Source organism: uncultured Tissierella sp. (assembly GCF_902479755.1).
Classification (GTDB): Bacteria; Bacillota; Clostridia; order Tissierellales; family Tissierellaceae; genus Tissierella; species Tissierella carlieri.
Window position 1 is genome coordinate 38,918 of sequence record NZ_CABSQO010000009.1, and the last position, 15,940, is coordinate 54,857.

The following is a 15,940-nucleotide window of genomic DNA, read 5'->3' on the forward strand; positions in this document are numbered from 1 at the left end:
AATAACACCTCTTTACTACCGTTTTATTTTTATTATTCCATCTTTATCTATATTAGTCTTAAAATCTTTGGAAATTGTATTCATATATTTAATTTTCTCTTTTATCTCAACATCAGGTATAGGTCTTCCGCCTATTATTGTACAAGGTATAATCTGTATGCTATCTAAATCTTTATCTATGAGATTAATCTGACCAATTATAGTGTTTGAAGTTAGTTCATTTTTTGTGCCAAAAACAAAATTGCCTAAACTATAGAATATAGGCTTGCCATTGTAGATTTCAATGCCTTGTAATACATGGGGATGATGACCCATTACAACGTCTACACCTGCATCAACTAGTTTTTTAGCTAGTTCCATTTCTTGTTTTCTTGGGGTAGTACTAAGCTCTACTCCCCAGTGTATAGATAATATTAGAACATCTACATCTTTTTTCATTTCTTCCACTCTAGTCAATACTTCTTTTAAATGAGGATCATATGCACCTACTATGCCTGGTCTTTTATCTGTAGCATACCACTTTACATCAGGTACTACCCTAGTAAAAGATAACACTCCTACATTAATACCATTTCTTTCCACAATAGTACCTTCTATGGCCTCCTTTTTATTCTTGCCACCACCGGCCCTTTTTATTTCTGATTTATCTAAATGATTTAATGTATCTAGAAATCCATCATAACCATAATCTAAAGAATGATTGTTACCTAAGACAACTATATCTATGCCTGCATCTTCCATAGCTTTTAAATTCTTTGGATCAGATCTAAAATTAAATTGTTTATCAGGCCATGGAGTACCTCTAGTAGTAACGCTAGTCTCAAGGTTTCCTATAGTAATATCATCATTTTGAAAATAATCTTTTACCATTTCCCAAGGATACTCTACTCCATTTTTATTTATCCGTGCCCTCATACTGCCATCCATCAACATATCTCCCACTACAGATATAGTTGTTTTCTTTTTAATCTCTACATCTTTCTTTTCTACTATACTTATTTGTGCTCTTGGCCTTTCCTCAATCTTAAAAGGAAGTATATTTGAAAACATAGTCAAAACAAAAAATAGATATAATCCTCTATTCATTCAATCCCCCCATTTATTCAGTTCACAATTAACAATTCACTAGATGAACAAACCCTAAAGGACTACCAAATTATACCCTGCGGGGCAAATATCAGTAACTAAGTGATGAACACAAAATCAAAAACCATGATTTTTGTTCCCTACTTAAGTTAACAATTAAAAACCTTATAATCTTCTCAACATTAATTTGCTCCACAGTAAATAATGCTAGAGTTCATAAGATTATACTCAGTATGAGCAAATATATGTCATTCTGAGTATGATCGAAGAATCTTAATTTTTATCTTTTCATTGTTAGTTGTTCTCTGTTAATCGTTAATCACTAATTGTTCTTCGTTAATTATTGAAGTACAGTTTGGACATCTTGTTGCATCTATATGAATTTCTGTATAGCAGTATGGGCAAGCCTTTGTAGTAGGTACAGTTTCAACGACCTCTTCTTTTCTTTTTAATCTATTTAATTGTCTAATAACAATGAATATAGAAAAAGAAATAATTAAAAACTCAAGAATGGTATTAATAAATATTCCATAGTTTATAGTCGGAGCTCCTTGAGCTGCTGCCAATGATGGATAATAGTTCCCATCTAAGCTTATAAATAAATCTGTGAAATTTACATTTTTAATTAACAATCCAATTACTGGCATTATCATATCATTAACTAAAGATGTAACTATTTTACCAAAAGCTCCGCCTATGATTACCCCAACAGCTAAATCTATTACATTACCTTTTACTGCAAATTCTTTAAACTCTTTTAACATATCTTCTCCTCCTTTTATAATATTTAAATATACCCTTAAATATTATAATAAAAACTCTGATATTGTAAATCAGAGTTTTTATTATTAGATTATATTTATTATTACGTTATCTGTTTGCGAAAGTCCGTCTTTACATAAAACTCCTAATCCTTCTATAGTTTTCTCGATATTTGAACCTATTATACCAATATTTGGCTTGACTATTATATTTTCCAAGGCTAAATACGCAGCTAGTACAGCTTCACCGGCTGAAGTTGACAGTTTAAAAGAACAAGTTTCTTTGGCTCCATCGCATATCATACCCGTTAAATTTGATAGCATATTATTAGCAGCACCACTAATCTCCTGATCGTTTCCTCCTAACATCCAAGTGATACCTACGCTAGCGCCCACCCCTGCAGCTATGGCACATCCACACATGGCTGATAATTTTCCAGTATAAAGTTTTATATATTTGTTTACTACATGAGCAAAAAATACAGCCTTTAATAGCTTTTCTTCTTCAATGTTATTATCCTCGGCTACTGCAACTATCGGTAATACTACTCCCAGACCTTGATTTCCGCTTCCTGCACTTGTCATTATTGGGCAATTGCCACCACCCATTCTCATATCAGCAGATGCAGCCGTAAGAATTCTTGCTTTAGTAAATGCATCAATTTGCATTTTATTCTGCCCCTGTAATTTCTTTAAGGCAGCACCTAACTTTAATCCCTTATCTCCTTTTAATCCATCATAGGCAGCCTCTTTATTCATATTTATTCCATCTTTAATAAATAGAATTTCTTCTATAGAAAAACTTTCTACAATCTTTCTTATTTCTTCAAACGTCATTTCCCTTAAAGCCTCATATGAAAGGGCATCTTTTTCTTGTAAAACTCCTTTATATATTATCTTTCCATCTACTTTTACCATATCTATAAAATTATGACTATTTTTTAATATTACTTCTACTTTCTGTGATTTAGATATAAAGTGAATTTCTACATATACATCTGGACTTTTTTCTAGATATCCTACTGTGATTTTCCCTTCCTCTACTAATTTATGAGCTAAATCAATATAATGTCTATTAACATTTTTAAGTACCATTAATCCATCATCAGCATTTCCCGCAACTATTCCTAGGGCGGCTGCTAATTCTAGTCCCCATTCTTCTGTATTTGGTATTATTACAGATTTGCCATTTTTAAATATGTTTTTACTTACTAAAACTGCTATCTTCTCTATATGTGAATCTATATATTTTTTACCAAAAGAAGCAGCATAGGCTACAGCAACTGGTTCTGTACATCCTATGGCTGGCACTGTCTCTCTTTTTACCATATTCAATAGATATTTTTTCTTTTCTTCATTTATCATAAAATTAGCACCTCTCTTTTAAATCCCATTTAAAGTCAAGTTTACACCAGGTAAAAATAAGACTTTCCTATGGTTATAGAATAATCATTGCAAACTTTGTGCCAATCCTATGAATCAAATAAAAAACTCCTATAATTAGCTATAGGACCAGGTTTTAGATCTTTTTGTAGTTTATCCAATATATATTTCATTCGCATTGTTGCGAATAATTTTTAGATATATCAACTAAATATAGTGAAATATTCTTGGTTTACATCAATTTGCAATAATGCGAATAAATTTGCATTATTGCAAATTAAATTTTGTTAGTTTTCTATATAAAGTTGACAGATTAATATCTAGTATTTCAGCTATTAACTCCTTATCTTTAGTAGAATAACCATATTCTTCAAGATACCTTGCTAATATTTCTTTTTCATAACTATCAACCATATCCTTCAAAGTTCTTTTATGATTAAATTTTATGTCTTTTTCATTATTACAGAAATATTCTTTTATATTAGCAGGTAAATCATCATATGAAATTTCCTTTTCCTGAACCACATTGACTAAGTATTCTATTGTATTTTCTAGTTCTCTAATATTACCAGGCCAAGGATATTTGTGGAAAGCGTTCTTTATTTCTTGAGAATAATATTTCTTTTCTTTTTCTAGCTTCATACAATTTTTATTAAGTAAACTTTCACTTAATAAATCAAGATCTTCCTGTCTTTCTCTTAATGGAGGTATATTTATAGGTATTACATTTAATCTATAATATAAATCTTCCCTAAATTCTCCGCTTAAAACCATTCCTTCTAAGTTCCTATTGGTAGCTGCTATTAGCCTAAAGCTAATACTTATCAATTCCTTTCCTCCTACCCTAATAAATGCTTGTTCTTGCAATACTCTTAGCAGCTTAGGCTGGAGATGAATAGGTAAATCTCCTATTTCATCTAAAAATAAAGTACCTCCATTGGCTAATTCAAATTTACCCATTTTTCCTTCCCGTTTTGCTCCTGTAAATGCTCCTTCCTCATATCCAAATAATTCAGATTCTAAAAGATTATCTGGAATAGAAGCACAATTTATAGCTATGAAAGGAGCCTTATTTCTATCACTTTCATAATGAATAGCTCTAGCAAAGAGTTCTTTACCTGTACCACTTTCACCCTTTAGTAATACAGAAGATTCACTAGGAGCAATATTCTTTGCTATTGATTTAACCTCCAACATCTTGGGACTATCTCCCAATATATCTTTAAATGTTACTTTTCTTTCCCCTTCTATCAGTCTATAAGCACTTCTTACCATATCAAAAGTCTTCTGAATTTCTAAAATGCTACTAACTTTCTTTCCTTCTACCATCACAGGAATATTTCTTATAATAAAACTCTTTTTCTTATTACCTATTTTGATCTTTTTCTCTATAGAAAAGTCTTCTTCTCCCTTTTCCTTTAAATATGGAAATATCTTATCTATACTACTATCTATTAACTTATTTTTATCTTTCATAAGATAGCTTTCAATACTGGAATTAACAAACTTTATATTTCCGTCCTCATCAGTACATATAAGCCCTTTATCTAAGCTATCTATTATCATTCTTGTTTCTTCATGTTGAATAGTAATATTCTTTATAGTTTCATAATAATTAATATTTCCAACTATTAAATCTGATAGCCTACTTAAGAAAATTAAAAGATTTTCTTTTTGTTCTTGTATCTTCTTTTTTTGCTCATTCTTAAAAGCTATAAGTCCAATTACTCCTATTAACTTATTTTTATTTAATATAGGATATCCAAGGGTTGCCATTTCAGCACAACTCCCTTTTAGACTGCAATTAATACATTGCTTGCTTATATTTGGTTTATTTATTACTTGAGGTTTTTTAGTTTCAGCAACAACTTCAAAGGAACAGCTATTAGGAATTCTACTGCCTATAGAATCTCTATATTTTCCAGTAGCTGCAACTCTATACATATTTTCATCTATTATTGTTACATCTACGTTTAATACTGCTTCTATAGCCTCTGCTACCTCTTGAACAGAACTTTGTATCCTAAACAAACTCATTTTAACCACTCCCTTTCTACTATATACAGTATAATATATTTTTTGCTCTTTGTGGAAAAACAAATTCAATAAATTCTATTTTTATATGGTATAATATTAAATTAGAAAAATTGATGATAATTTATAAGGTTAGGAGGAGTAGAAAATGTCAGATAGAAAATCTTGGAAAGAGTATTTTATGGAGATTACTGAGTTAGTAGCAACTCGTTCTACTTGCGATAGAGCATTTGTAGGTTGTCTTCTAGTCAATGATGACAATAGAATAGTCTCTAGCGGTTACAATGGTTCTGTTTCTGGAAATCCCCACTGTGATGATGTAGGACACACTATGAGAGATGGTCATTGTATAGCAACTATTCATGCAGAAATAAATGCATTATTATATTGTGCTAAAGAGGGTATTTCTGTAAAAGGATGTACTGCTTATGTAACTCATTTCCCTTGTTTAAATTGTACCAAAGCATTGATACAATCTGGAATCAAACATATTTATTATAAGAATGATTATAGAATAGATGAGTATGCTATAGAATTACTTAATAAAAATGGAATTGGATTTGAAAAAATAGAATAAGTATCATTTTTGGTGCCAGGCACCAAAAATGATACTTATTGTTAAATAATTATAGCTTCTTTAGCTAGTTTATCTGCTTCTTCATTATATTCTATTCCTGAATGAGCCTTCACTTTTATAAATACTACATTTAATTTATCCTTTATAGAATCGTAGAATTCTTTATAGAACCTAGTCCCATCTTTGTTTGTCTTCCAGCTACCCTTAGCCCATTGTTCTATTCCTGTATAATCAAAATGAAGATATAGAGTGTCTTTTCCCTTTTCTATAGCCAAATCCATAGCTACCATAGCTCCTTTTATTTCTCCAGATACATTTCGCATCTCAGCTAACTCCTCATTATCTTCTCGACCACTATATGTTTCCTTACCATCAAGGGTGATAAATACAACTCCATAACTATATGTTGAGTTTCTTATATCAAAGCTTCCATCTACATAGGCTATTGCTTCATTTTCTTTTAACTGACTTTCATCTAATAATTTAATTTCTTCATTTCCACCATCTATAAAGGATAATGCTTCTTCATATGTTGAAAACTTTTTATATTCTGCTCCTGAATATCCCTTTACTTGTTCTTCACATTTCCCCCAAGTTTCATATATACCAGGAGTCTTTCCTTTCCTTACTGCATAGTAAAACTTCCCCATTATTCCACCTCTATTTATATAATAAAACAATTATATCATAAAAAGGATGTCCATAATCCTTAAACATCTATTAGAATGTCCAAATTTATGAATAATTAGGCTTTTTTATTAACACAGTATTACAAAAAATGATATAATATAATAGATAATATATCTGGGGAGGGATTTACTAATGGATATTAACTTAATTGGAGTACCATTAAAGTATGGTTGTGACAGAGATGGTGCTCAATTGGGACCTGCTACACTTAGGGAAAATGGAATTATAGATATTATTAAAAAGAATGGACACAATGTCCATGATATGGGTGATATATATATTCCTTATGTAGTATCTGAGGATAAATATAAGGATCATCCAAAAATGAAATACCTAAATACTGTGGCTGAAGTTAATAGTAATCTAGCTAATAACGTATACTGTTCTCTTAAGGGACAAAGTTTTCCATTTATTATAGGAGGCGATCATGCTTTAGGTGCAGGTAGTATTGCTGGTGCAAGTAAATTCTTTAAAAATATGGCTGTAATATGGATAGATGCCCACGGCGATATAAACACCTATGAAACTTCACCTTCCGGCAATATACATGGTATGCCATTAGCTGCTTCTATGAATGTGGGACATCCTGCTCTTACAAATATTTATTATGACGGAATAAAGGTAATTCCTCAAAATGTCTATATTCTTGGCGGCAGAGATATTGACTCAGGTGAGTTTGCTCTAGCTGATGAATTAAATCTCAATATGTATACTATGGATATAGTACGTGAAAGAGGTCTAGACAATGTGTTAGAAGAAATAGTTGAAAAAATTAAAGCTTCCAATGTAGATGGAGTTCATATAAGCTTTGATATAGATGTCCTTGATTCGTCCCTTGTGCCTGGTACTGGAACTCCTGTAGCTGGTGGATTTTCCATAGAGGAAGGCAAAGAAATATTCACCACTTTACTAGGTGAAAAATTCATTACTTCCATGGATTTTGTAGAATTAAATCCAAAAATTGATAATGAAGATAAGAGAACTACTAAAAACTGTATAGAAATGTTAGAACATATATTTAGTACAATGCACAATTAACAGTTAACAATGAAAATATTAGAATAAAAAAGTTTATAGACCCATTTTCTAATCTTTAGCATTTCAATCGTTATTTGTTCTTTGATAATCGTTAATTGCAAGCAAGGGAGATTTTTTATGGAAAACAAAACTTTTTTAATTTCACGATACCTGACTACCTTTATAATAATATTAGGAATAACATTTACTGAGATTGATAAGTTAAACTTCTTTGCTATTATATTGATCTTACTTTTCATTATAAATACTCAGTTACGTTATTTTTTATTCAGGGACATATCTGTCCCTGTTTTTATATCTATAATATTTGATTTTATATTTGGATATATTTTATATAAAAATTATAATGGTCTACTTTTGCCCTATTTTATCATAGGAATAATAGATAGTTTCTTTCTTATAGAGAATTTTAGCAAATATATTCTTGGTTCTTTAGGACTTTTGATTTTCTTATATGCAGGAAATGAGCTTCCACTGTATGAATTATTATCCTATATAACTGCAATCATAACCTTGGGATTGATTTCTTCCATTATAAAAAAAGAACAAAATCGAACATTAAAAGCAGAGGAATTATATCATAGGCTTAGAAAATCAGAAGATGAATTGATTAAAACCAATCACGAATTAGAAGCTTATGCAGATTCAATTAAAGAGTTATCTATTCTTAAAGAACGAAACAGAATATCTAGAGAAATACATGATAGTGTAGGTCATAGCCTATCTACCATTATAATTCAGTTAGGAGCCATTGAAAAAATTGCTAATGATAATGGGGAAGCTGCTTCCCTGATGGCATCAAACCTACGTGACTTTACGAAGAACGGTCTTGAAGAAATCAGAAAGGCTCTAAGAGAGCTTAAGCCTAAGGAATTTAAAGAATATGAGACATTATTAGCCATTGAAGGATTAATTAAAGATTTTAGCAAATTAACTGGAATTGATGTAAAGCTTGGATTTTCTAAAAACAAATGGCAGCTTGATGAAGAAACATCTTTAGTTTTATATAGAGTCGTTCAAGAATTTCTATCTAATTCTGCTAGACATGGGAAAGCTACTAAAATTAGTATATTTATGCATTTTAGTATCAGTGATTTGATTGTCACTATGCAAGATAATGGAATTGGAACAAATGAAATAACCCCCGGACTAGGACTAACTAGTATATCTGAGAGGGTGGGTGAACTTGGAGGAAATCTAAGTTATGAAAGCAAAGAAGGTAAGGGATTTTTACTTAGAGTAGTGCTTAAATCAATGTACTAGGTGAACAAACCCTAAAGGACTACCGAATTATACCCTGCGGGCAAATATCAGTAGCTAAGCGATGTACACAAAATTGAAAACCATAATTTTGGTCCCCTGCTTAAATGCACAATTATGAAAGTCATAATATGGAATCAAAAGACTACAAAAACCTGCCCTAGCAATTGTGAATTAAAAAAATTGTGAATTGTGAACTGTACATTGTGAATTGAAGGATTGGTGGTGTATTATGGATAAGATTAGGATTGCGATTATTGATGATGAAAAATTAATACGAGAGGGACTAAAAATTATTCTTTCAAGCTACAGTGATATAGATGTTATTGCAATGGGTGAAAGCGGGTATGATGCATTAGAGCTATGTACACTAAATGAAATTGATTTAGTTCTAATGGATATCAGAATGCCTATGTGTGACGGTGTACTAGGTACACAACTAATCAAGGACAAATTCCCAAATACTAAAGTCCTTATACTTACTACCTTTAAGGATATTGAATATATACAGGAAGCTCTTAAAAAAGGTGCCTCTGGCTATCTTCTAAAGGATAGCTCCTATGACCTTATTTATGAAGGCATCAAGGCTGCCGCCATGGGTAATATCGTCATTCATCCTGACGTTGCGACTAATATCTTGAACCTTACTCCCATGGAAACTGATTTAAATGAAATTTGTGAAAGATATGATTTAAACCATAAAGAACTTGATATTATAAAATATATCGCTGACGGTCTATCAAATAAAGAAATTGGAGAAAAGCTTTTCCTTTCTGAAGGAACTATAAAAAATAATGTAAGTACAATTTTATCAAAGCTTGAACTTCGTGATCGTACCCAAATAGTAGTCTTTGCATTCAAGAATAATCTTACTAAGTAGTGACTAAAGTCACTACTTTTTCATTACCTAGGGCAGTGTAAATTATTGATTGATTTTAATATAATAAAAATAGATACAGTGAATAGCTTTTGGTAAGGCTTTTAGGTCTTTTGATCTTTTAGTATTTTCAACTATTAACTATTCACTATTAGTTATTCACTAGATAAACAAACTCTAAAGGACTACTGAACAGTACCCTGCGGGGCAAATATTAGTAGCTAAGCGATGTACACAAAATTGAAAATCACAATTTTGGTACCCTGCTTATATTAGTTATTCGTTATTACTAACTCAAGGGGGGAATAAAGTAATGAATATCATAGAAGTAAAAAATATCAGTAAAAAGTTTGATGATAAACTTGTATTAGATAATATTTCTTTCTCTGTGGAAACGGGAGACATCTTTGGTCTAATTGGCCCAAATGGTGCTGGAAAATCTACACTAATCAATATAATGACTGGTCTATTGGATGCTAATAAAGGTAGTATCACTATTGGTGGCTTTGATATAAAAAAAGAATCCATCAAAGCAAAAGAATTTTTAGGACTTGTCCCGCAGGAATTGGCTTTAATGGAAACAGTGTCAGCTTATGATAATCTTGAATTTTTCGGTAGTCTTTATGGACTTAAGGGAAAACTTTTGAAGGAAAGAATCAATTATGCTCTAGATATCACAGGATTAACTGAGAAAAGAAAAGATAAAGTAAAGAAATTCTCGGGTGGTATGAAAAGAAGGTTAAACCTTGCCGCAGCTATAATGCACGAACCAAAGATACTAATCCTCGATGAACCCACAGTAGGCATTGATCCTCAATCAAGAAACCATATCTTTGAATTTATTAAAGGAATTAATAAAGAAAAAAATACTACTATCCTCTATACTTCTCACTATATGGAAGAGGTAGAATATCTTTGTAACAACATCTTTATAATAGATGAAGGTAAAGAAATTGCCTATGGTTCTAAAAAGACAGTTAAGTCTATGATTAGCAATAATAACAAAGTCAATTTAAGAATTGACAACATTAATAAAGACTTGATCAATAATATTAAACTAATCAGTGGTGTAGTAGACTGTGAAAACTCCCATGATGAAATCAATCTACTAGTTGAAGGAAATAGTTTCAAGCTTGAGCCATTACTAAAAGTGCTTGAGAGCAATAAGTCTGCAATAAAAAGTATAAATGTTGATGAACCTAATTTAGAGGAAGTCTTCTTGGCCTTAACTGGAAAAAAACTAAGGGATTAGAGGTGATATGATGAAACTATTAGCTTATTTAAAGTTATCCCTAAAAGGATTAATAAAGGAATTTCCAGCCTTTTTATTATCCTATGCCGTTTATCCAATAGTACTTTCATTGGTAATGGGCTATGTACAAAAAGATATGTTCACTCCAGTAGTAAATGACCCTATCTTTTCTATCATAATAGTAGATGAGGATAATACTAAAGAATCTCAAAACTTGGTATCATTTTTAAATAGTGAAGACATTTCTAAAATATTAACTATAAAATCAAATGATAGCGAAAAATTCGACTACACCCTTAGGATTCTAAAAGGTTATGAGGATAGTCTTCTTGGTAATAACTCTTCTTCAATAAAGGTGGAAGCAGAGGAAAACTCATCCACTACCATGGGCAATGTATTAGCTAATATAGTGGATAAATATAATAAGGAAATAAGCCAAGATTTAATTATCCGAAATAACATAGAGAATAACTCATTATCAAAAGAAGAAAAGAGCAAACTAGTCGAAGAAATCAATGCAATATTAACTAATATATATTCAACGGATTCTATTAAGACTAATATTCATGATGTACGAAAAAGCTTAAATTCCTATGAATATTTTTCTATATCCTTTCTAAACTATGCTTTTATTGTATTCGTTATGGCAGTTATTGCTTCTGATGCATTAGAAAAGGAAAATGGACTTTATAATAGAATTATGTCTACTTCCATAACAAAATTTCAATATTTTAATTATGGTGTTATGTCAAACTATTTAATGATGGTAGTTGTTAATTTAATCTATGTAGGTGCATATAAGATAAGCGGATTATCTTTTAAAGGCTCTTTACCTATTCTACTATTAATCGTCTTAGTACAAAGCTTTATGATAACAGTAATAGGCACTCTAATATCTACCATATTCAAGAAAAAATATGGTTTGCCCTTAGTACAGGTATTCTTAATTTTCCAATTAATACTTGGCGGAATGATAGGTCCTTTAGATAAATTGGGTAGTAATGCGATATTTACGTTTTTTGCTAAATATAAACCAGATATTTTAATTAGCAATACCTATAGAAACTATATAATCCATAATAATCTATCATCTATATCTAATTATCTATTGATTATGGTAGGTATATCTATGGTATTGTATTTAATCAATATCTTAGCTATCCAGATGAAATGGGGTGTAAGTAAATGAATCTAATTCAGTTAATTATTGTAAATATTAAAAGAATGTTAAAGGATCCTTTAAAGGTTGGACTTATGCTTATAATGCCTATTGCCGTTATTTTATTTGTTAATTTTCTTGAAGGTGGAGATAGTCATCAATCTAGTAAATTATCAAATGTTACTGTAGCTTATAATATTGAAGATGAAGGTGATCTATGGGAAACAATATATAGTTCTCCTTCTAAATCACAATGGATTTTCCAAAATGAAAAGGATAAAGCCTTAGAGTTACTAGAAAGCAATGAGGTAGCAGCAGTTTATAATATTCCATCAGATTTTACTGAAAAAATCAATAACTATGAAAAACCAATTATAGAATCCTATAAAAGAGAAGAAGGAAATATAACCATTCCATTAGAAATGGATATTAATAATAAAATAAATGAATTTATCAAGGAAAGGTTACTCATAGATAAGGGTATTATTTCGAACAAAGAGGATTTATATATACTTAAAACCGAGACCCTATTTGAAAGAAATCAGAAAATAGTAACGGGAGATTTGCATACGGCCACTATGCTACTAATATATTTTATCATACTTGGTGCCTCTCCTATCGTTACAGAATTAATGGAATTTAAGAAAAAAAATATTATATCAAGATCTATTGCAACACCTAACAAAAGCAGTGTAATTTTAGGAAGCATAGCCCTCTCCCTATTATTCTTTCAAGTTGCGGCAAATATTTTAGTTGTATTATTAGGTGCAAAAGTAACCGGATATAATATAGTTAATCTTCCTATTATTTTCATAAATTTCATATTAGCTAGCTTATTTTCCATTACTTTATCTTTAGCCATGACTAGGATATTTAATAGCGAAGGTTCAGCTTCTATGGTGACAGCTTTAGTTGCTATATTAACTTTATTTCTATCTATGTTTGCTCAGGATGGAATATATCAAAATGTCCCTGAATTTATAAAAAACCTAGGTAAGTTCACTCCACAATACTGGATGTTTGATAGTCTAGAAAAATCAATAATATTTCCTAATGTATTCATAGTACTTCTAATAGTTTTAGCATTATTTACAGCTGGTAGTTATAGATTAAAAGATTTTGTAAGAAAGTAAAAGATATGGAGCATATCATTGTGTGATATGCTCCATATCTTTCTATTCCTCTTCTCTAATACTTTCTAAAACCGAAGTCATTTGTTCATATGTCATAGCTCCTGGTACTCCCCCTAATAAAATACCTTCTTCATCTACAAAATAGGATGTAGGAAAACCACTTACTAAATATGTCTTAGTGATTTCTCCATCTTCATCTAATACTACTTCAAAATCATATTTACCATTATCAATATATTCTTTAACTACATCTTGCTTTTCCATTACATTTACTGCTAATACAACTAAATCATCATTTTCATCATCTAACTTTTGAAGATCTGGCATTTCCTTATCACACCAAGTACACCAAGTTGCCCAGAAATTTATTAAAACTATTTTTCCTCTATAGTCTGATAAGGAAACTTCTTCTCCATCTAAGTTTTTGAGAGTAAAATCTGGCGACTCCTTACCAACTGCTATATCAAATTCTTCTTCTACTTCTCCAACTGTTTCTGTGTTTTCCTCAGTCACTATATCCTCTGGAGATTGTTCTTCTATATTTTCATTAGATTTCTCTGGTGAAGATTTGCTGCAACCTGCACCTACAATTGCTAATACTAGAATCATTAATAAAATTTTTTTCATAGTTCCTCTCCCTCTACAATAAAAATCGACTTATATCTATTATCTTATTAAAGAATACAAGTAATCCAAAGATTATCATAATAAGACCACTAATTATAGGCATATATTTGAAAAACTTATCTGCTTTATTCATAAATCTAGTAAATGAATTTATAAATAAAGCTGTTAATATAAATGGTATTGCCATCCCTATTGAATATACCAATAATAGGTAAACTCCCTTTGAAATAGTGGCTGTTCCACCTGCATACATAAGTATAGATGCCAACACAGGTCCAAAGCAAGGTGTCCAACCAGCAGCAAATGCCATTCCCATTAGAATTGAACTAAACCAGTTAGTAATTTTTTTAGGTGCTTTAGTTCTTCTTTCGAAATTTAGAAATTTAAGCTTCAAAATCCCCATCATATTTAAACCAAATAAAATTATGATTCCACCGCTAATCTTTGAAAAGACTTCTTTATTTCTTATGAATAGCTTACCCAAAAAACTAGCAGAAGTGCCCATTATCATAAAGATAATTGTAAATCCTATTACAAATCCAATTGTTCTTGTTAGAGCAAATAGTCTCTTTTTTTCAAGTTCTTCTTCCATATTAACACCAGTAATATACATTATATAAGCTGGTATCAATGGAAGTATACATGGTGAAAAAAAAGATAAAAATCCAGCTCCAAAAGCTATTGGTATTGAAACATTCCCTAAATCCATAAAACCCTCTCCTAATATTTAATATCTATTTTAATATATTCATTTAGCATTTTTCTAATACTTTTACCCAGTTTTCTTTTTAAAAAATAGCCTAACCATATACCCCTATACCCTATTATGCACTATTTTTCGTTTGAAATCAATAACTAATTATAGTATGATTTATTTATTGAATTAACTTAAGGAGGCATATAAATGAATAAGGAGAGTATTATTTCTAAGTTTTTAGACTACGTAAGGATATCAAGCCCTAGTTACAGAGAAGGACATTTTGCTGAAATACTAAAAAAAGATATGAAAAAAATAGGCTTCGAAGTCGTGGTTGACGATGCTGGAAACAAGGCAGGTTCTGATACTGGCAATATTATAGGGTATTTAAGTGGAAATAAAGATATAGAACCTATTATGTTTTGTGCCCATATGGATACTGTGACTCCATGTGAAAATATTGAACCCATTATTGAAAATGGAATAATAAAATCTAAAGCAAATACTATTCTTTCTGCAGATGATAAGGCGGGAATAATTGCTATACTGGAAGGTATTAAACATATAAAAGAAAATAATATACCCCATGGCGATATAGAAGTTGTCTTTACAATTTGCGAAGAAGTTGGGCTATATGGCTCCAAATATTTAGATTACTCTAAAATAAAATCTAAAATGGCATTTGTCCTAGATGCTAGTGGAGATATTGGAGGAGTAAATGTACAAGGCCCTGCCCAAGCACAAATTCATGCTAAGTTTCATGGTAAAGCCGCTCATGCAGGTTTAAATCCTGAAAAGGGCATAAACGCCATACAAGTTGCATCACGAGCAATCGATAGAATGGCTTTACTTAGGATAGATGAAGAAACTACAGCAAATATAGGTATTATTAAAGGAGGTTCAGCCACAAATATTGTAGCTGATTATGCTGAAGTAGAATTTGAAGCCCGTAGTTTAAATGAAGAAAAGTTGAACAAACAAGTTAATCATATGGTAGAAGCTATGGAGCAAGCCGCTAAAGAGTTTAGCTCAAAGGTGGATATTAAAGTTGACAACTCCTATCCTACATTCAAGTTAGATAATAATGAACCTATATTAAAAATAATAGAAAATGCAATGAAAAAAGTAAATATTCCTTATATGCCAAAGCCTACAGGTGGTGGATCTGATACAAATATTTTCAATGGAAATGGACTTAAGGCAGCTACCCTCGGAATCGGTATGTTTGGTGCCCATAGTGTAGATGAATATATAGCTGAAGATGATATTGTTAAAACAGCGGAGTTAGTTGCAACAATAATTGAAAATGTATATATTCAAAAGCATAATAATTGATTATGTACAATAAGAATAAATAGAGGTGAAA

At 30.8% G+C, this 15,940-nt stretch carries 15 protein-coding genes; 8 read left to right on the forward strand and 7 right to left on the reverse strand.

Features of this window, described 5'->3' with window-relative positions:
• Nucleotides 1-15: 15 nt before the first annotated feature.
• The 4 genes from RDK80_RS06715 to RDK80_RS06730 form a co-directional block, all read right to left on the reverse strand.
• On the reverse strand, nt 16-1,086 hold the full coding sequence (locus RDK80_RS06715) for a CapA family protein (protein ID WP_216556651.1): 1,071 nt from the start codon (nt 1,084-1,086) through the stop codon (nt 16-18).
• Between the two features lie 308 nt (nt 1,087-1,394).
• Nucleotides 1,395-1,850 (reverse strand): large-conductance mechanosensitive channel protein MscL, encoded by a 456-nt coding sequence (gene mscL, locus RDK80_RS06720; protein WP_216556654.1) that lies wholly within the window; start codon nt 1,848-1,850, stop codon nt 1,395-1,397.
• 84 nt (nt 1,851-1,934) lie between these two features.
• Complete coding sequence (locus RDK80_RS06725; protein ID WP_256311288.1) at nt 1,935-3,212, reverse strand: serine dehydratase subunit alpha family protein; 1,278 nt, start codon at nt 3,210-3,212, stop codon at nt 1,935-1,937.
• Between the two features lie 285 nt (nt 3,213-3,497).
• Entirely contained in the window at nt 3,498-5,267 is a 1,770-nt protein-coding gene (locus tag RDK80_RS06730; RefSeq protein ID WP_256311289.1) for a sigma 54-interacting transcriptional regulator, read from the reverse strand.
• A 145-nt stretch (nt 5,268-5,412) separates the two neighbouring features.
• Here RDK80_RS06730 and RDK80_RS06735 point away from each other — a divergent pair, with 145 nt between their 5' ends.
• Nucleotides 5,413-5,841, forward strand: a complete 429-nt coding sequence (locus RDK80_RS06735; protein ID WP_094903702.1) for a cytidine/deoxycytidylate deaminase family protein — start codon at nt 5,413-5,415, stop codon at nt 5,839-5,841.
• Between the two features lie 41 nt (nt 5,842-5,882).
• Here the strand turns inward: RDK80_RS06735 and RDK80_RS06740 are convergent, their stop codons facing one another.
• Entirely contained in the window at nt 5,883-6,491 is a 609-nt protein-coding gene (locus tag RDK80_RS06740; RefSeq protein WP_308523825.1) for a ribonuclease H family protein, read from the reverse strand.
• A 172-nt stretch (nt 6,492-6,663) separates the two neighbouring features.
• Here RDK80_RS06740 and rocF point away from each other — a divergent pair, with 172 nt between their 5' ends.
• The 6 genes from rocF to RDK80_RS06770 all read left to right on the forward strand — a co-directional run bounded on the left by rocF (nt 6,664) and on the right by RDK80_RS06770 (nt 13,250).
• Complete coding sequence (rocF, locus tag RDK80_RS06745) at nt 6,664-7,569, forward strand: arginase (RefSeq protein ID WP_216556662.1); 906 nt, start codon at nt 6,664-6,666, stop codon at nt 7,567-7,569.
• 117 nt (nt 7,570-7,686) lie between these two features.
• Nucleotides 7,687-8,832 (forward strand): sensor histidine kinase, encoded by a 1,146-nt coding sequence (locus tag RDK80_RS06750; RefSeq protein WP_308523826.1) that lies wholly within the window; start codon nt 7,687-7,689, stop codon nt 8,830-8,832.
• Nucleotides 8,833-9,061: 229 nt separating this feature from the next.
• Nucleotides 9,062-9,709, forward strand: a complete 648-nt coding sequence (locus tag RDK80_RS06755; protein WP_094903694.1) for a response regulator transcription factor — start codon at nt 9,062-9,064, stop codon at nt 9,707-9,709.
• A 310-nt stretch (nt 9,710-10,019) separates the two neighbouring features.
• A complete protein-coding gene (locus tag RDK80_RS06760; RefSeq protein ID WP_094903692.1) occupies nt 10,020-10,958 on the forward strand; it encodes an ABC transporter ATP-binding protein in 939 nt (312 codons plus the stop codon).
• Between the two features lie 10 nt (nt 10,959-10,968).
• Nucleotides 10,969-12,147 (forward strand): ABC transporter permease, encoded by a 1,179-nt coding sequence (locus RDK80_RS06765; RefSeq protein WP_308523827.1) that lies wholly within the window; start codon nt 10,969-10,971, stop codon nt 12,145-12,147.
• Nucleotides 12,144-13,250, forward strand: coding sequence for an ABC transporter permease (locus RDK80_RS06770; protein ID WP_308523828.1), 1,107 nt, complete (start codon nt 12,144-12,146; stop codon nt 13,248-13,250). Before RDK80_RS06765 ends, RDK80_RS06770 begins: the two co-directional genes overlap by 4 nt.
• Nucleotides 13,251-13,292: 42 nt before the next feature.
• Here RDK80_RS06770 and RDK80_RS06775 read toward each other — a convergent pair whose 3' ends face one another.
• Both RDK80_RS06775 and RDK80_RS06780 read right to left on the reverse strand, forming a co-directional pair.
• The gene (locus tag RDK80_RS06775; protein WP_216556673.1) at nt 13,293-13,877 is read right to left on the reverse strand and encodes a TlpA disulfide reductase family protein; all 585 of its coding nucleotides are present in this window, start codon (nt 13,875-13,877) and stop codon (nt 13,293-13,295) included.
• Nucleotides 13,878-13,890: 13 nt separating this feature from the next.
• Nucleotides 13,891-14,586, reverse strand: coding sequence for a cytochrome c biogenesis CcdA family protein (locus tag RDK80_RS06780; protein ID WP_256311297.1), 696 nt, complete (start codon nt 14,584-14,586; stop codon nt 13,891-13,893).
• A gap of 195 nt (nt 14,587-14,781) precedes the next feature.
• Between RDK80_RS06780 and RDK80_RS06785 the strand changes: the two genes are divergently transcribed.
• Nucleotides 14,782-15,909 (forward strand): M20/M25/M40 family metallo-hydrolase, encoded by a 1,128-nt coding sequence (locus tag RDK80_RS06785; protein WP_308523829.1) that lies wholly within the window; start codon nt 14,782-14,784, stop codon nt 15,907-15,909.
• Nucleotides 15,910-15,940: the final 31 nt, after the last annotated feature.